Below are 17,309 nucleotides of genomic sequence, written 5' to 3'. Positions count from 1 at the left end.
CAGCCGCGTGATGTTGATGCCAAGGCTGCGCGCACGGTCTTCGCCGAGTCGCAGCGCCATCATCGGCCAGGCTGCGCGCCAGGCGAATGGCAAGGTGAAGAGGAGCGCGAGGGCGAGCACCCCCACCTTGTCCCAGCTCGCGCGCGACAGGCTGCCCATGGTCCAGAACACAAGTTGCTGAAGCGCCTGCTGGCTCGCCAGAAACTGCGTCAGCGCGACCAGCGCGTTGAAGGTGAAGAACAGCGCGATGCCGCAGAGCACGAGGATGTCCGTCCCCGAGCCGCGCCAGCGCACCACCAATTGCAGCACTACGACGACGATCGTCGCGAACACGAGGGCGTTGGCCGAGATCAGCCAGGCCTGCGGCACCCCGGGAATGCCGACACCGAGCACGATCGCGAGCGCCGCGCCGAATGAGGCCGACGACGACACGCCGAGGGTGAAGGGACTTGCGAGCGGATTGTCCAGGATCGTCTGCATCTCGGCGCCCGCGGTCGCGAGCGCCAGCCCGACCAGGACGGCGAGGACGGCCTGCGGCAGGCGCACCTCCCAGAGGATCGCGGCCTGCGGCGCGGCGAGCGAGTCCGGCCGGAAGATGCCACCGAGCGCACCGGTAAGCCCGAGCCGCGACGGGCCGGTGCCCAGATCGGCAGCGAAAGACACAAGCGCAACCAGCGCCAATACCGCAAGCCAGGTGATCCGGCGCCGCATCCGCGCGCGAAACGCAACAGCCGTTTTCGCCAGCAGGTCGGGCGATGCATCCCCCTGCCCCGGGTTCAATTGCGGGGAAACGGGAGTCATTTCTGATCGATCCAGTACACGCCTTGCAACGGCACGGCGAGGAAGCGGGTATTGAGCTCCGCAATCGTCGCGCCCGGATCAAGATCGGGTGCAGTTTGCGGGTTGATCCAGCGCGCCAGTGCTTCGGCCGCGACGACGTTGAGCGGCGTCGCGATGATGTTGTGGAACAAGCCGTAGACGCGACCGTTGCGCACGGCGTTGAGGCCGGCGAAGCCCGGCCGCGCCACCACCGCGGCAAGCCGGTCGCGAATGGTTGCGGCGTCGAAGCCGGGGCCGATGACGAGCCCGCCCGATGCTCTCAGGTGCGCACCGCCCGTACCGATATAGACGTCTGGATTGGTCGAAATGACATATTCGAGGCTGAGCTGCGCAGTCGGCCCGGGCGTGACCGAGGCCGAGATACTGTCGCCGCCGGCAAACGCAACGAACCTACCGATATTGCCCGCGCCCGGCGCGTAGCAGCAGTCAGTGACGCCTGCATGCGTTTCCAGCAGCACACGCGGACGAGGCCCGGCGGTGCGCGCGACATGTTCCGCGATGCGCGTCATGTGCTGTTCGTAGAATGCGGCGAATTCATTGGCCCGCTCGTCCCGCCCGATCACTCGGCCGAGAATGCGGACGCTCGCGACGGTGTGCTCGAAGGGGGCGACGAAGAAATCGGTGAACACGACCGGAATGCCGGCAGCCTCGAGCTGCCGCGCCACGTCGTTGGCGCGCCCGCCGGGCGCAAAGCCGACGCCAAGCACGGCGACGTCGGGCTTGATCTCGATGGCGCGCTCGACCGGGAACGTGCCGTCGCTGCCGATTCCGAGCACCGGGACCTGGTCGATCTCCGGGAATTTCTGGCGGTATTGCGCGTAGCTCTCGCTGTCGTTGCGGCGGAAATCGCCGAGCCACGCCGCCATGAAATCGACCGGCTTCGGATCGAGCAGCGAGAGTGCGATGATCTGACGGCCCTCCGCGAGCAGCACGCGCTCTGCCGGACGCGGAAGCGTGACCGTCCGTCCGGTGATATCAGTGACGACGACCGCCGCCGCAGCCGGCTGCGGCGAGCATGCGAGGTGCGCAGTTGCGAGTACGGCAAGAGCGATGGTCACAAAACGGCGCATGATGTCACTTCGGCGGCAGCGCGAATCGAAGCGCAAGGCTGATGGCGGATGGAACGACAGAGGCATGGTTTTCCTCCCCAAACATCCGGAACGAGACGTCGAGCGATGCGTCCGCGGTTCGCGTGAGGGCGGCGGCAAATTCGCGGGCATTATCGACCATCCGGTTGCGCCTTAGCCATGATCCATAATCGTCGGCATCGGCGTCAACCGACGACATCCCGCCCTGCTCCAGGCTGCCGACGGTGACGAGCACACGACGACGCGCCAGGCCAGGTGCCGCAAAGGTCTTCAGCCGCTCCGTGAGCGCATCGGGCGCGAACCAGATCGACGGACTGGCGGCGACGTAGCTACGGACCAGCGCCGGCCGGGTCAAGAGCGCGTAAAGCCCAAGCAACCCGCCAAAGGAGTGGCCGAACAGCGCAGTCCGGTCGGGATCGATGGCGAACTCGCCTGATATGGCCGGAGCCAGCTCGCGCTGGATGAAATCTAGGAACGCGTCCGCGCCCCCGGTCTCGTCCCATGCACGGTTGCCCGGCCGCCGTGCCAGACGATCGGTTGCGACCGGCGGCGTGTAGTCGTAGGTGCGCCGCTTCGCATCGATCCAGTGCACGGTCGGATAACCGATGCCGACGATGACGGACGGCGTCACGCCGGTGCGCTCTGCGCGGCGCGACTGGAGCGCCAGCGCCGCCGTCGCAATCGGAAACATGCCATTGCCGTCCAGAAGATAGAGCACCGGCAGCGGCCCGCGCGGGCGCGGCTCCGGCCGCCAGACGAAGATCCGATAGTCATGCCCCGCGGCCGAGCGCATGTCGTGCACCGAAGCACCGGGCAGCATGCCGTCGGCCGTGCGCTGGTCGTTGTTCCCTACCACTGGTATCGGATCGTCCCCATGGTCGAGCGGCCATTGCCGTAGAAGCATTGGGTCGCGGAGGCGCAGGCCGACACATAGGTCTTGTCGAACAGGTTGGTGACGTTCAACGCCAGCTTCCAGCCCTTCAACTGCGGCGACAGGCCGTTGAGGTCGTAGTGCAGCATGGCGTCGGCGAGGATATAGGCCGGCACGATCATCGCCATGGAGTTGATGTTGTCGCCGAAGGATTCGCCGACATAGCGGACGCCGCCGCCGAAGCCGAAGCCCGCCATCTTGCCGCTCTGGATGGTGTAGTCGGCCCACAGCGAAGCCGTGTTGGCGGGCGCGCCGACCGGCGCCTTGCCCTGGACCGAGATGCCGCTGACCACCTGCGTGCTCCTGGTGATCTCGATGTCGTTGTGGGCAGCGGCGGCGATGATGTCGAGGCCGGGGATCGGCGTCAGCTTGGCGCTGAACTCGATGCCCTTGGAGCGCACCTGGCCCTGCTGGATCTGGCAGTTGACCCCGGACTGGGTGCAAGCCGGATAGGCGGCGTAGAGATGCGCTGTATCCAGGGTCAGCACGTTGTTCTGCGTGATGTCGTAGAGCGACAGCATGAAGAAGCCGTTGAAGCCGTTGGGCTGATATTTGACACCGGCCTCATATTGCTGGCCGGTCGTCGGCACGAAGGCCGTGCCGGTGTAGTCCGTGCCGATGGTCGGCTCGAACGAGGTCGCATAGCTGACGTAAGGCGCGAAGCCGTTGTCGAACAGATAGGTCAGGCCGGTGCGCCAGGTCGTCGCCGAATCCGAGGGATGGCTGCGGTTGGTGTAGACGCCGGTCGCGATCGCGCGCGTGTCCGAGGTCGCATTGGCCCAATCGTTGCGGAGGCCGATCACGGCGGCGAGCTTGCCGAGCCTGATCTGATCCTGGAGATAGACGCCCGTCTGCTCGCGCTCCTGGAGCGTCTGCGTCGTCAAAGTCGGCGCGGCGATCGTGCCGTAGTTCGGGTTGAGATAGTTGACGTAGGTGGTGGTGCCGTTGCCGAAGGTGGCATCCGACGAACTCTTCTGGAAATCGACGCCGGCCAGCACGGTGTGCTGGAGCCAGCCGGTGGCGAACTTCGCCTCGGCCTGGTTGTCGATGGCCGCGGCCTGAAGATTCTCGATGTAGTGCGTGCTCGAGCGGCCGATGCACACATTGGCCGTGGTGCCCGCCCCGCAAGTCGAGCCCGCGCCGAAGCCGGTCACCGAAAGCGCCTTGAAGTCGCTCGACAGGTTCATGTAGCGGAAATTCTGGCGGACCGTCCACGTCTCGTCGAAATGATGCTCGAACTCGTAGGCAATGGAGTCCTGCGTGCGGCTGTAGCCGTTGTAGTCCGGATGGCCGGCGAAGAAGTTGCGCGGGATCTGCCCGTTCGCGTTGATCTGGAGCGTGCCGAGCGCCGGCAGCCAGTTCGGCTGGTAGGTCGAGGGATCGCGGTCGTGCACCGCGCGCACGGTGAAGGTGGTATCGGCCGTCGGCCGCCACGTGATCATCGGCGCGATGAACTCGCGCTCGGTGGTGGTGTAATTGACGTCGGTATCGGCCTTGCGGCCGAGCCCGATCAGCCGATAGAGCAACTGCCCGTCCTGGGTGATGGGACCGCTGACGTCGAAGCCGCCCTCGATGCGGTTGTGATCGCCGAAGCGGGTGAACACCTCGCCCTGCGGCGTCGCCGACGGAATCTTGCTGATCAGATTGACCATGCCGCCGAGATTGTTCTGTCCATAGAGCACGGAGGCCGGCCCGCGCAGGATCTCGACGCGTTCCAGGAGATACGGATCGACCGAGGGCATCGCATAGGACACGCCGCGCGGAAGGCGCAGGCCATCCCAGAAGTGCAGATAGTTGGCGTTGGCGCCGAAGCCGCCGAAACCGCGGATGAAGACGTTGTCGAAGCGGTCACCGACGCGGGTCTCCGCGACGACGCCGGGCTCGTAGCGCAGGGCTTCGGCGACCGAGCGGGCGCCCTGGGTGGTCATCTGCTCTCGGGTCACGACCGTGATCGACTGCGGCGTCTCCATGATCGAGCTGTCGGTCTTCGAGCCGGTGCCGGTGCGATGGGCGACGATACCCCGTACCGGCCCGCGAGCCGTTTCCTTCGGTGCAACCGATGCCGCGGCCGGCCTCGGCTGGCTCATGGCAACTGCGCGCGGCGCTGAGGACGTGGCGCGCACCGGACGGCGCGGAGCTCGCGGCGCAGGGCTCTCGACCACGACCGGCGGAAGGCTTGCCCCATGCGTCGATTGCGCATGAGCAACATGGATGGCACCAGGCAACTGGCCCGCGACAACCAGTGCCGGGGCACAAAGCATCCACTTTCCGCGAGAAACTGTCATCATCCCCATCGTCCAAGAACCAGTCCAAGAATTCGCCGCGGCACCCCGCGCTGCGCTGCATCCGGTGTTGCACGATGGAACAACTGGACCTAGGGGCGGACTTTCGTTCGCGGGACTCTCGCTTTCGCTCAAGGTTAGGAGACTTAAAAACTGGGACAGGATGTGGTCCCGCCATCAGCGCAGGCTGCTCGGCGAGACGCCGAAGCGCTTGCGGAAGATCGTGGCGAAATGGGCGGCGCCATAACCGACGTGGAAGGCCGCCCCCGACACGCTCATTTCACCTGTCGAGATCAGCTTGTAGGCCTGCTCCAGCCGGTATTCCTGGAGGAAGCCGAACACGCTCGCGCCATAGACCTGGCGGAAGCCGGACGAGAGCTTCCGCACGTTGAGGCCGACCTGCCGCGCCAGCGCGTCAAGGCTTGGCGGCTCGCGCATGGAAGCCACCAGCAGATCGCGCGCCTTGCGGATGCGCTCGACGTCGCGCGCCGCGAACCGGCTGTCTGCATCGCCCGCCTGGGTGGTGCAGGAGGAGAGCGCGAGCGCCACGAGCTGCATCGCCTTGCCGCAAAGATAGAGTTCGCGCTCGGGCCCACGGATCGGACAGTTCGTGATCTGCGACACCAGCACCTGCAGCGCGCGGTTGGCAGGACAGGAAGCGAGCTGCGCACCGCGATGGCTTGCGCCTCCGATCGCGGCGAACGACCGGTCGAGCGCATCCGTCATCTCGGTGCCGAGCACGCTCTCGTTCATCTGCACGATCAGGTAGCGGATCGGCGCGTTGGCCGCGAAGACCTGGTCTCGTTCGGCATCCGCAGAGCTGCGGATCAGCAATACGGTCGGCCCGCACACTTCGCGCCCGCGGTCGCCGCCAACGCTGATCTGCAAACGGCCGCTCAAGAGCACCACGGTCTTGATACCCGCAGGCAGCGCCGTATTGACCCGCTTGGGCTGATCGAAGCGGTTGATTCCAGCCGACAGGACGAACCCGCCCGACATCATTATCAGCCGCTCGTTCAGATCCACTCTTTCGGTGGCCATCGGTCCCGTCGCAATTCTCCCGTTCTCGAAACCACCGCATCTCAGGCCTGCGATGGCGATCCTCAAGGATGAGGCACAGGTACAACTTAGACTCACTGCTCGGCAGGGGGCTACGATCCAGCACTCAGATTAAATGACTTCTAAACTCGCTCATGATGATTGCGCAGCACAACGTCCAGAAACAATCGTGCCCCATGGACACATGGCGCCGCATCCTTGACCGGGGTGGGGCGACGATTCCGAGACGATTCCGCGTCTACTGCGGCAAAAACGGCGTGCGGCGGACCGGCGAACATGTCGTTCCGTTGTCGCCGTGCGGACAGCATATCCCCGAGGGCGCCAGTTGCGGTGACCGCGCCGTTCAAGCGCATCGCTGCGGACCTTGCAAATTTCCGCTTTCAAAGAGCAAAAGCGGTCCCGGCAAACCGGAGAGCATGACAAAGCATTGCTGTCACGATGGTCGCATGATCGTCGTTCTCGCCGAGTTCAAACCGCACATCCGCCTGCGCGCCGAACGCCGCACGGACTTCACCCGAAATCTCGCGCGCATTGTCGATCATGCGGCGAGCTTTGCGGATATTATGATACTGGTCGCCGAAGCTTTCCATCGCCTGCCATGGCGCGAGTTCCTGCTCCCAGCGGCCGACCGCCGTAAAGAGGCGGATCGGCCGCGTGATGGCGTTCGCTGACGCCAACGCCCGCGACAGGCCCGTTCTGTCCCACCAGACCGAGGGGCTGAAACTGATATACCCGTTGAACATGTCCGGCCGTTGCGACAGCAGATCCAGCACGAAATAACCGGCAAGAGAGTGTCCCAGGAGAATGCGACGGTCCGGATCGACGTTGAGCCGCGACTGGACATGCGGCAACAACTGATTTCCAAAGAAACGGATATAGGCGGCCTGGCCGCCGCACGCATCTATGGTCTTGTCCGGAAATACGCTCGCATCCGCGGGCCCGCGCGTGAAGTCCAGATGGCGGCGGTTGGTGTTGTATCCATTCGTATTGGGATAGCCGATGCCGACGACAATCGCCGGAACGATGCCGGTCGCCTTTGGACGCCGAGAGACGCGTCGCACGGTCTCAGCGACGATGATGAAATCCGAATTGCCGTCCAGCACATAGATAATCGGAAAGCCGCCGACGGGCGGCTCTATTTCCGGGACGTAGACGAAGATCTCGTAAGGGAGCCCTGTTTCTGACGAGCGCAACGTGAATCTTGAGCAACCCGGCATGACGAACGATTCAGGGACCGAGATGCCCGCCAGGTCATTGCTGGTTGGCACGCTCCGCGGGGTCCCTCTCACGGCTTTCTCATGCATGCAGCGTTGCGCCTCCGTCGACATAGATGTCGGCCATCGTGATGTGCCCTGCCTTCTCCGATAGCAGGAACAGGATCGAATTGGCGATATCCTCCGGGGTCGCAAGCTTGCGAAGCGGAATGCCGGTCTTGAAATTCTCGAGGGAGCCTTCAATCACCCGCTCACCGCCGCGCTCGTCGCTCCACATGCCCGTCTGCATCGGCGTCAGCGTCGAGCCGGGAGCCACGATATTGCAGCGAATGCCATACTCGGCCAGTTCCAGGCCGAGGCAGCGCGTGAACATGGTCGCAGCCGCTTTCGAAGCGGCGTAGGCTGCCATGTTCTTGCGCGGAATGCCTGCGGCATTGGAGCTTACCGTGACGATACTGCCCTTGCGCCGGGGCACCATATGGCGGGCAAGCGCCCGAGAAACATGGAACACCCCGGCCACGTTGACAGCAAAGACTCGTTCCCATTCTGCATCGCTCGTTTCCACGACCGCAGTCGTGGAAAGCACGCCAGCGACATTGACGCCGAAGTCGATGCCGCCGCATTTCGTATCCATCTCGCCGACAACGCGTTCCACGTCGGCACCATTGGTCACGTCGAGCGAACGAGCGAAGAGATTGTCGCAGGCAAGCTCGACCGGCGCGCACGTCGAATGATCGGTGGCAAGGACTGTCGCGCCCTCCCGCAACAACGCCTTGACCACCGCAAGCCCGATTCCACCGGCCGCGCCCGTCAAAAACACCGTCTTGCCGTCGAACTCGCTCACGGCTGATCTCCCTTTGCTCTTCCCGTCTCGTGCTCCAGAAGCGCCGCCTTCAACGTCGGCGCGACATGGAGCACGGCTTCAGGGCCCGTCATGTGTGCGTGAACGAGAGGGACATCCCGGATATCGAGTGATCCGATGTAGGGCATCCAGCTTTCCGGCCGGAGGCCTGTCCCGTCGCTGGCCTGATCCTTGGTCGAATCCTTGGCCGCTCGAAAATGCAACACCGGACCATCGTAGCGGCTATGGCGATGCCCGCGCACCAGGCGATTGTTGAGAGCCACCACCCGGACCATGCCATCAAGCGCCGCCGCGGGCAGCCGACCAAGCGGACTTTCGCTTTCGGCAAGAAAAGTCATGACCGCCTCGCGCGTCAGCGGCAGTTCCGGCAGTCCATCGGGATCGTGCCCACCGATCGCAAGCAGTGCCTTCAATTCGGCACCCGGCCCCGGATCTGGCTCATCGCGCCAGCAATCGCAGGGATAGGCGTCCAGCATGGCAACAATGCCGACCTTCTGCCCCCTCTCGATCAAATGCACCGCGATCGCGTGCGCCAGGATACCGCCGATCGACCAGCCGACGAGGTGAATTATCTGCCGGTCTGCGATGAATGCGATGCGGCGCGCATAGTCGCGCGCCATATCATCAAGGCTTTCCGGCGCTTGCTCATCAGGATCCAGCGCCAGAGCCTGAACACCCCAGGCGGGCCTGTCGGCACCGAGCGCGCGGGCTAGTCCATTGTAGCACCAGCAAAGGCCGCCGGCCGGATGGAGCATGAAGACGGGTGCCCTGCCCGGCTCAGCCGCGTTCAGCTTGACCAGCGGCTGCAGTCCCGCGCCTTCGCTCGCTGCCCCCCGATCCAGATATTTGGCGAGCCTGCCTATGGTGGAATGCTCGAACAGGACGCCGATGCCCGGTTCATGACCAGTCGTCTCGCGCAGGTGCAGCATCAGCTCCACCGCCAAGAGCGAATGCCCGCCGAGATCAAAGAAATCATCATCGACCTGGAACGGCCCCTCAGCCTGCAAGACCCGCGCAAACAGCATGGCAACGAGCTTTTCATTTTCCGTGGCAGGCGCGTGACCGCGACCGCCGGCGAAAACAGGCGCCGGCAGCTGCTTGCGATCGAGCTTACCGTTGGTGCTCACCGGCAGCGCGTGGAGCACGATGACCGCCGAGGGCATCATGTAGTCCGGCAGAAAGCGCCTGGCGTGGGCGAGAATGTCATTCTCGGCTCCGTTGCGCGCCTCGCCACCTTCCAGGGTCGCATAGGCAACGATGCGTTTTTCTCCCGCCAGATCCGTCCGCAGGTCAACCACCGCCTGTGTCACGACAGGATGAGACAGGATTGCCGCTTCGATCTCGCCGAGCTCGATGCGCAGGCCGCGCAGTTTGATCTGATGATCGGAGCGTCCGAGATAGAGGATCGCACCATCGGCGCGAACCCGCGCGAGATCGCCGGTACAATACATCCGCTCGCCGGCATGGAAGGGATCGGCGACGAAGCGTTTCGCAGTCAGCTCCTTTTGGCCAAGATATCCGCGCGCCAGTTGAACTCCGGCAAGGTAGAGATGCCCCTCGACGCCGACCGGCACGGGTCGCAGATGGTCGTCAAGCACGTAAAGACGCGTGTTCCAGACCGGGTAACCGATCGGGACCGGGCGCGAGGAATCGCCCGCGGCAGCCGGCCAATAGCTGACATCGACCGCAGCTTCGGTCGGACCATAGAGATTGTGGAGCTCCGCTGCCATCCGCTCATGAAAGCGATCACGCAAATCGGCCGTGAGCTCCTCGCCGCTGCAGAAGACCCGCTTCATCGCGATACCGCGCGAACCCGGTTCCGCCAGAAAGGCCGACAACATCGAGGGCACGAAATGGATCGTCGTGATCCTCTCGTCGCGGATGATCTGCGCTATCGCCCTCGGGTCCTTGTGCGCGTCGGGCGGGGCAATCACGAGGACTCCGCCAGAAAGGAAGGCAAGGAAGAATTCCCAAACGGAAACGTCGAAGGTCATCGGGGTCTTTTGCAGGATGACATCGTGACAGCTGAAGTCGTAATGCTGCCGCATCCATTCGAGCCGGTTGACGATCGCCGTATGCTCGACAATGACGCCCTTCGGCTCGCCAGTGGAGCCAGACGTATAGATCACATAGGCGGCACTCTCGCCGGCTGTCTGCCCAAGAGCGCGACCTTGCGGCTTGGTCGGCCAGGCCGGCGGCGAGAACATCTCGATCGTACCGAGCGGCTCGCCGTCCTCAGCGCCGAGGACGAGAATCGGGCGCGACGATGCCAGGATTCTGTCCAGCCGTTCCCGCGGATGACCGAGATCGAGCGGCATATAGGCCGCACCCGCCCGCAGGATCGCGATCAGCGCCACGATGAGATCGAGCGAACGCGGCAGCGTCACGGCCACGATCGCATCCCGTCCGGCGCCGCGCGCGACAAGCGCCTCCGCCAACGCTGCCGTGCGCCAATCAAGTTCGGCGTAGGTGAGAGATCGGCCACCGAAGCGTAGCGCCGGCCTGTCCGCAAAGGAAACGAAGCTGTCTTCCAGCAACTGCGACAGCGTCCTGTCCGTGACCGGATGCGCGGTATCGTTCAGATGCTCGAGCAGCCAGCAATGCTCCTCATCCGTGACCGTTGCAACCTCGCGCAGCGCTCCGCCCGCTAGGGCCGCTTCGACGGCCGCGCCGACGAAATTCGCAAGGCGCCTGGCGTGGCTCTCGGTCTCGCCTGCCTCGTAGAGAAGGGGATTGGTATCGACTTCAAGGCTGAGACACCGGGCCGCCGGGTCGCCGCGAAAGGTGAATGTGACGTCGTCAACCGGTCCGGTTCCCAGAGTGGTAAGTCTCGTTTCCAGGCCAGCAAGCCTCGGGAGTGCATCGAAGGGCAGAATGTTGACAAGAGGACCGTAGAGCCGCCGCTGGCCGCCAAGGAGTCCAAGATCGCGACGCATCTGTTCGCCGCGATGACGCCCGTGGCGGCGATCTCGCGCCATTCGGCCGGCCGCCTTGGCCAGCCAATGGACAAGCGCCTCCTCCTCATCGACCTCGAGGCGCAGCGGCAGTATGTTCATCAGCATCGTCGGGACACGGGCCGCCGGCGAGCCGAAACGTCCCATGAACGGCACGCCGATCGTGATCTCATTGCGCCTGGCATGGCGGGCGACATAGGCCCCGGCCAGCGCCGTCAGAAGATCGGCCCAGGACAATTGCGTCGTGCGAGCAAGGCACAGCAGGCTGTCGCAAATATCCGGTGCAAGCATTCTTTCGAAATGGTCATAGGATGATGCGGAGCGCGCCAGCCCCGCCTTCAGACCCGCGACCTCCGGCATATCGCGCAAGGCTTCGTGCCAATAGCCCGCATCCCGCCCGGACCGCTCCGATCCTCGATACGCCCTCTCTTCGTCAACGGCGACATCGAGCGCGGCCAGCTCTGCGCCTTTCGGTCCGCCGGCGACCGTAGCGTTGTAGATCTCCGCGATGCGCTGCGTGACGAGACCCGTCGCAAACCCGTCCGTCACCACATGATGCATGCGCTGATACCAGATGTAGCGCTCCGCGCCGAGGCGAAAGAGCACCTGCCGCGCAAGCGGTGCGTTTGCCAGATCGAGAGGGCCGTTCATGTCCGCTTGCATGACCCTCAGGGCACCGCCCTTCGGATCGCCGCGAAGCGCCAAATCTTCCACTTCGAGCAGCGGTCGATTGCGCTCCTCAACGATCTGCGCATCCTTGCCGGTGATGCGAACGGACAGGCTATCGGCCTCCATCGCGAGCTGTCGAACCGCGGCCTCGAATACCGCCACGTCGAGCTTTCCATCGATTTCGACATAATGCCCGGTGTTGAAGACGGGATTGGCCGGATCGATGCTCTGTGCGAACCAGATGCCGGACTGCGCCTGCGTCAAAGGAAGCTCGCGCACCGGCCGGTCAGGGGCGGCCCTCACGCTCTGTGCGGTCATAATCTTGCCTCCGCGATCGCGTTGATGCGCCGCTTGGCGAGCTGCCACCAGCCGGCCAGCGTCGGACGTGTGGCGATCTGGGAGAAGTCGAGATCCACACCCCGTTCCTGCCAGATCAGCAACAGGTTCATGGTACGCATCGAGTCAAGTCCGAGGTCCATCAGATTGTCATCGTCACGGATCTCCGCGGAGTCGATATGGATCATGGCGGCGACGTCTTCGCGCATGAGGTCGAGGCTGAGCGGCTCCGTCATGCATCCGCCCTCCCGCTCATCGCGCGGATGAGCGTCTCGACAGACAAGGGAATTCCACAAGTCGCGGCGACATAGCTCAAGGCCATATCGTGTTGCTCACGCGAAAAGTCGGCCATCGCATCAGCGGCGAAGAACGGCTTGATGTCTCGCTGGAACGCCTCGCCCGCCGTCATCAGGCAACCGATATGCGCATAGATCCCGCTGATGACGATCTGGTCGCGGCCGCGTACCCGCATCAAATGAGCAAGATTGCTCTGCTGAAACGCACTGTAGCGATGCTTGACGAGAACGATATCGTCCGCCGCCGGGCGCAGCAGATCGATGATGGGCTGGTGTTCCGGCATGGTGGACATGCCAGGCCCCCAAAGATCGGCCTGGAGTCCCCGGTCGCGGCGATCCTGGTTGCCGTTCTGCGCCGTATAGACGACCGGCATTCCCGCCGTCACCGCCGCGGTCTTCAGGCGAACGATGTTGGAAATGGCCGGAGTAATCGGCGAGACATCCGGCTCGAAAGCGCCGACGAAGTAGTTCTGCATGTCATGGATCAGCAGCGCGGCCCGGTCGGGATCGAAAGCCCATTTGGCGCGCGCGAGCGGAATCTGTGCGACCGAAGGAAGCTCGTAACTCGCTATTTTCGGTAGTCCCATATCAAGCCTCTGTCGGCACGGTCTTGAGAAATTGCGCGCGAAGCTGCTGACGCAGCACCTTGCGGCTCACCTTGCCGACCGCCGTCGTCTGAAAGGCGTCGACGAAGATGATCTGGTCGGGCACCTTGAACTCGGCGAGGCCACGGCCACGCATGAAGGACTTGAGCGCCGCCACTGCTGGCCTCGCCTCCTTCGGTATGATGAACGCGCAACTTCGTTCGCCGAGATAGGGATCGGGGATCGAAACCACCGCCGCGTCGAAGACACCGGGATGGGCCAAAAGATGATCCTCGATCTCTTCGGCGGAAACCTTCTCGCCGGCACGGTTGATATGGTCCCCCGCTCGTCCCTGCACCACGAGATAGCCTTCCCCGGTGCGCAAAACGATGTCGCCCGTGCGATAATAACCATCCTGCGTGAAGGCACGCGCGTTCGCGGCATCGTCATTGTGGTAGCTCCGGATGGTATAGGGTCCGCGTGTGAGCAATAGACCAGGCTCGCCATCGGCAACCGGATTGCCGCGATCGTCGACGATCAGCACCTCATCGTCGGGACTGATCGGCCTGCCCTGCGTGTTGACGATGATGTCGTCGGGATCGTCGAGCCGCGTATAATTCACGAGCCCCTCGGCCATGCCGAACACCTGCTGCAAGGTGCAGCCGAGCGCGGCACGGACACGGGACGCCGCCTCGGGCATGAATTTCGCGCCGCCGACGAGCAGGACTTCGAGACTCGAGATGTCATATCTGGACGTCGCGGCCGCTTGCATCCATAACAGCGCCAGCGGAGGGACGACGCCGGTCATCGTCACGCGCTCCTGTTCGATCAGGGCGAAGGCCGTCTCCGCACTGGGAGACGGGCACATGACGATACGGCTGCCGGCATAGAGAGCGCCGAAGACGCCCGGCGAGCTCATCGGAAAATTATGGGCGACCGGCAAGGTCGCCATGAAGACGCTGTCCTTGCCCAGGCCGCAGATGTCGGCGCTGGCACGGAAGCTGTAGATATAGTCGTCGTGCGTGCGTGGAATGAGCTTCGGCAGGCCCGTGCTGCCGCCTGAAATTTGCAGGAAAGCGACTTCGGCCGGCGAAGTAAGCGGTGGAAGCGTCTGCTCGCTGCGGGGTATATCGTCGAGCGCACGAAATTCCTCGGCTTCGCCGATCACCACGACATGCCCAAGGCCGCCGGCCCGCACCCTCACCTCGCGGGCGAGCGCGCGGTAGTCGAAGCCTCCATCCCCGACCGCGATCACGTAGGCGCTCGCCTGCGCCTTCTCCACGAAATGCGAGATCTCGGTGACGCGGTGGGCGGGAAGCGCAAAGACCGGGATGAGATTGGCACGAAAAAGTCCGAAAACGACGGACAGGAATTCCGGTATGTTGGGCAATTGCACCACAACCCGCTCGCCGGGACGAAGCCCGAGCGCGAGGAAGCGGGCGGCGTTTTCATTGGCCCGCTCAAGCAGCTCCGCATAGGTCCAGCGCTGCCCGCCGCCAACGACGGCAATATGATCGGGGGTTTCGCGGGCGCGCTGCGCGAGGAAGCCGAACATGGTTTCTCCGCGCCAATAGCCTTTCTCGCGGTAGCGCCGAGCATCTTTCTCCGGCCAGACCTGCTTCAGCTCCACCATGGCGGGCCTCACGCGTCAAACCTGCCGCTATCAATGCCAAAGGCATCCAGCATTGCGCGGAACTTGGCGGAGGTCTCTAACACCTCGCCCTCCGGCGTAGACCCCGGCACGATGCCGGCGCCGGCATAGAGCCGCGCGTGACTGCCCTCGAGTTCGGCGCAACGGATGGATACATGCCAGCGCCCGTCACCCGCCGAGTCGCACCAGCCGACGGCGCCGGCGTAGAACTCGCGATCATAGGGTTCGAGTTTCACGATCTGCTCGTTTGCGAGATTGCGCGGCAGGCCGCAGACCGCAGGCGTCGGATGCAGGAGGCCGGCGAAATGGGCCGATGACCACGAAGCGTCCCTGAGCTGGCCAACGATACGCGTGCCGAGATGCCACATGCTTGCCGTTGCCCGCAAACAGGTGCCTTCGGGGGTCGAAAGATCGATGCAATACGGTGCGAGAATATCCAGAATGGACTCGACCACCATCGCATGCTCGCGGCGATCCTTGTCGGAGGCGAGAAGTCCGGCGCCCGCCTTGCGGTCCTCCTCCGTATCACGATGGCGACGGGCCGAACCCGCGAGCGGATGAGAGACGACGTGCCCGCCCCGCTTCTCGAGAAGGAGTTCCGGCGTCGCGCCGATCAGGCTGCGAAGCCGGTGCGAACGTGCCGGCAAAGGGGTTGCAAAGACCGTGACACTTTCGTCCGCGGAAAGCTTGCGCATCAGGTCGGCCGCGGAGAAATCGCGATTCGCCGTCACCTTCAGGCTGCGTGACAGGACGACCTTGCGCAAGGTGGCGCTCGGCGCATTCAACTGGTCGAGAGCAACAGCAACGGCATTGGCAAACTCGGCGGCAGACGGGTCCGGATCGACCGACAGGACCCTCGAGGCGACCGCGTGCGATGATGCGCCACCGCCGAGGCCGGGGATGGCACCGATGTCATGCTTCCCCTGGACGCGCAGAACGCGTTCGGGCTGAACAAGATAGGATGGCTGCTTTGGATCGAATGGTAACGCGCCAACGAGAACATCCGGCCCCTCCGTTTGCTTGCCGAAGAAATCGGCCGTGAGCTCCGCAAGGCCGGCAAGCGCACCATCGCCCAAGGTCGCAATCTGCCCGAGCGCGAGCATCGTCTCGCCGGCCGTCTTCAAGACAAAGGGAATTGGACGGGTGAGCGCGGGCTCCGCCTGCGCCTCGTCGTCGATCCAGATAAGTGGAGTTGCCATGCTGCGCTCCGGTGTTCGTTGTGGATGGAATATCTGTCGCCTTCCCGACACCGCCCCGGCGGCCGTCAATCGGTCCGGCAGGTTCCTGTAAGCGGTGCGGTCGCGAAGCTGTTGAGTGTCCGTCGCATCACCTCGATACCGAGATCCACCCGCCGCTCAGGATCGGCGGCGAACCAGGGTCATCCCGTCGCCAAGCGGCAACATGGACATGTCTACCCGCTCATCGTCACGGATCTTCACATTGAGACGGCGCATAGCCACGGTCTCCGCGCTGTGGTCTTGAGGATCGGCGACCGATCGCCCCCAGAACACGTTGTCGAAGCAAATCAGTCCGGCCGGCCGGATGAGACGCAGGCTGTACTCGTAATAGGTGTCGTAATTTTCCTTATCGGCATCGATGTAGACGAAATCGAAAGCTCCCTCGCCTTCATCGCCAAGAAGGCGCTCGAGCGATACGATGGCATCGCCGAGCTTAAGTGCGATGCGGTCTGTCACCCCCGCCTTCCGCCAGTAACAGCGTGCGGTCGCCGTCCATTCCTCGCTGGCATCCAGCGTAATAAGTCGACCGTCCGGCGGCAGCGCGAGCGCCATGGCAAGCGCGCTGTAGCCGGTGTAGGTACCGATCTCCAGCACCCGCTTCGCACCGATTGTCTTCATCAAAAAAGCGAGCAACTGGCCGGCAGGGGGCGATGTCACCATATTGCCTTCGGGCAGCGCCAGAGTTTCTTCGCGCAACTTCCGCTGCACGTCGGTCTGACGCGTACCGAATTCGACCGCGTATTGTCGTATCTCGATGTCCGTCACGTGCTTCATGTCCGGTCCTCGGGTCCTTTGCGTGCTCGTCACGACCTCAAGGAGGCTGTGACCACGCTCGTTCGAGAGCTTCCTCAGGAGCGCTGGTTGGCGGAGGGCAGGCGAAGACATATTTTTTGTTGAGCAGGTTGGTCGCACTGACAGTCGCTTCCAGCGCGCGGCAAGAAGCGCCGCCGAACTCCTTACTGGCACGGTGCCCGCGTGCGACCTAGAGGCAGGCTTTCGTTCGCCGGACTCTCGCTTTCGATCAAGATTAGGAGACCTACAAACTGCTGGCGATGTGCCACCGCCATCAACGCAGGCTACTGGGCGAGACACCAAAACGTTTGCGAAAATGGCTGCAAAGTGCGCGGGGCCGTACCCGATATGGAAGGCTGCCTGCGACACACTCATTTTTCCGGCCCATCTCAGCTCGTGTGACGCGCCGCTGTTCTTGTATTCTAGTCCACGACGGCTCCTCGCCGTTGGCCATCGTTGATGTTGCAACAAGGATTTGTGAGGCCCAACTCCGCGATCGGATGCAGCACACAC

General features: G+C 63.8%; 13 protein-coding genes. All 13 read right to left on the bottom strand.

What is annotated here, in order from left to right; translation table 11 throughout:
- Positions 1–801 (bottom strand): FecCD family ABC transporter permease (locus tag TSA1_RS15710; protein ID WP_210421895.1); only part of this gene is annotated, 801 nt, incomplete at its 3' end.
- Positions 798–1,910, bottom strand: a complete 1,113-nt coding sequence (locus TSA1_RS15705) for an ABC transporter substrate-binding protein (RefSeq protein ID WP_100177158.1) — start codon at positions 1,908–1,910, stop codon at positions 798–800. The genes TSA1_RS15705 and TSA1_RS15710, both read right to left, overlap by 4 nt.
- A gap of 4 nt (positions 1,911–1,914) precedes the next feature.
- The gene (locus TSA1_RS15700; protein WP_161497233.1) at positions 1,915–2,784 is read right to left on the bottom strand and encodes an alpha/beta hydrolase; all 870 of its coding nucleotides are present in this window, start codon (positions 2,782–2,784) and stop codon (positions 1,915–1,917) included.
- The gene (locus TSA1_RS15695; RefSeq protein ID WP_245448285.1) at positions 2,778–4,946 is read right to left on the bottom strand and encodes a TonB-dependent siderophore receptor; all 2,169 of its coding nucleotides are present in this window, start codon (positions 4,944–4,946) and stop codon (positions 2,778–2,780) included. The genes TSA1_RS15700 and TSA1_RS15695 overlap by 7 nt, the downstream gene beginning before the upstream one ends.
- Positions 4,947–5,318: 372 nt before the next feature.
- Entirely contained in the window at positions 5,319–6,182 is an 864-nt protein-coding gene (locus tag TSA1_RS15690; protein ID WP_100177155.1) for a helix-turn-helix transcriptional regulator, read from the bottom strand.
- A gap of 398 nt (positions 6,183–6,580) precedes the next feature.
- Complete coding sequence (locus TSA1_RS15685; RefSeq protein WP_245448283.1) at positions 6,581–7,468, bottom strand: alpha/beta hydrolase; 888 nt, start codon at positions 7,466–7,468, stop codon at positions 6,581–6,583.
- A gap of 28 nt (positions 7,469–7,496) precedes the next feature.
- Entirely contained in the window at positions 7,497–8,258 is a 762-nt protein-coding gene (locus TSA1_RS15680; protein WP_100177153.1) for a 2,3-dihydro-2,3-dihydroxybenzoate dehydrogenase, read from the bottom strand.
- Positions 8,255–12,217 (bottom strand): non-ribosomal peptide synthetase, encoded by a 3,963-nt coding sequence (locus TSA1_RS15675; RefSeq protein WP_100177152.1) that lies wholly within the window; start codon positions 12,215–12,217, stop codon positions 8,255–8,257. The genes TSA1_RS15680 and TSA1_RS15675 overlap by 4 nt, the downstream gene beginning before the upstream one ends.
- The gene (locus TSA1_RS15670; RefSeq protein WP_100177151.1) at positions 12,214–12,471 is read right to left on the bottom strand and encodes a phosphopantetheine-binding protein; all 258 of its coding nucleotides are present in this window, start codon (positions 12,469–12,471) and stop codon (positions 12,214–12,216) included. The genes TSA1_RS15675 and TSA1_RS15670 overlap by 4 nt, the downstream gene beginning before the upstream one ends.
- The gene (locus TSA1_RS15665; RefSeq protein ID WP_100177150.1) at positions 12,468–13,118 is read right to left on the bottom strand and encodes an isochorismatase family protein; all 651 of its coding nucleotides are present in this window, start codon (positions 13,116–13,118) and stop codon (positions 12,468–12,470) included. Before TSA1_RS15665 ends, TSA1_RS15670 begins: the two co-directional genes overlap by 4 nt.
- A 1-nt stretch (position 13,119) precedes the next feature.
- Positions 13,120–14,748, bottom strand: a complete 1,629-nt coding sequence (locus tag TSA1_RS15660; protein WP_100177149.1) for a (2,3-dihydroxybenzoyl)adenylate synthase — start codon at positions 14,746–14,748, stop codon at positions 13,120–13,122.
- An 8-nt stretch (positions 14,749–14,756) separates the two neighbouring features.
- On the bottom strand, positions 14,757–15,965 hold the full coding sequence (locus TSA1_RS15655) for an isochorismate synthase (protein ID WP_100177148.1): 1,209 nt from the start codon (positions 15,963–15,965) through the stop codon (positions 14,757–14,759).
- Between the two features lie 156 nt (positions 15,966–16,121).
- Entirely contained in the window at positions 16,122–16,778 is a 657-nt protein-coding gene (locus TSA1_RS15650; protein WP_100181144.1) for an O-methyltransferase, read from the bottom strand.
- Between the last annotated feature and the right edge of the window lie 531 nt (positions 16,779–17,309).

Origin of the sequence: Bradyrhizobium nitroreducens (assembly GCF_002776695.1) — a bacterium.
GTDB classification, from domain to species: domain Bacteria; phylum Pseudomonadota; class Alphaproteobacteria; order Rhizobiales; family Xanthobacteraceae; genus Bradyrhizobium; species Bradyrhizobium nitroreducens.
This window is presented reverse-complemented; position numbering and strand designations above follow the sequence as displayed.

What these genes read in the sequence shown, in the direction of transcription:
- TSA1_RS15675 (WP_100177152.1), bottom strand. Translation starts at nt 12,217, where the DNA reads ATGACCGCACAGAGCGTGAGGGCCGCCCCTGACCGGCCGGTGCGCGAG.
- TSA1_RS15665 (WP_100177150.1), bottom strand. Translation starts at nt 13,118, where the DNA reads ATGGGACTACCGAAAATAGCGAGTTACGAGCTTCCTTCGGTCGCACAG.
- TSA1_RS15690 (WP_100177155.1), bottom strand. Translation starts at nt 6,182, where the DNA reads ATGGCCACCGAAAGAGTGGATCTGAACGAGCGGCTGATAATGATGTCG.
- TSA1_RS15650 (WP_100181144.1), bottom strand. Translation starts at nt 16,778, where the DNA reads ATGAAGCACGTGACGGACATCGAGATACGACAATACGCGGTCGAATTC.
- TSA1_RS15705 (WP_100177158.1), bottom strand. Translation starts at nt 1,910, where the DNA reads ATGCGCCGTTTTGTGACCATCGCTCTTGCCGTACTCGCAACTGCGCAC.
- TSA1_RS15655 (WP_100177148.1), bottom strand. Translation starts at nt 15,965, where the DNA reads ATGGCAACTCCACTTATCTGGATCGACGACGAGGCGCAGGCGGAGCCC.
- TSA1_RS15695 (WP_245448285.1), bottom strand. Translation starts at nt 4,946, where the DNA reads ATGAGCCAGCCGAGGCCGGCCGCGGCATCGGTTGCACCGAAGGAAACG.
- TSA1_RS15670 (WP_100177151.1), bottom strand. Translation starts at nt 12,471, where the DNA reads ATGACGGAGCCGCTCAGCCTCGACCTCATGCGCGAAGACGTCGCCGCC.
- TSA1_RS15660 (WP_100177149.1), bottom strand. Translation starts at nt 14,748, where the DNA reads ATGGTGGAGCTGAAGCAGGTCTGGCCGGAGAAAGATGCTCGGCGCTAC.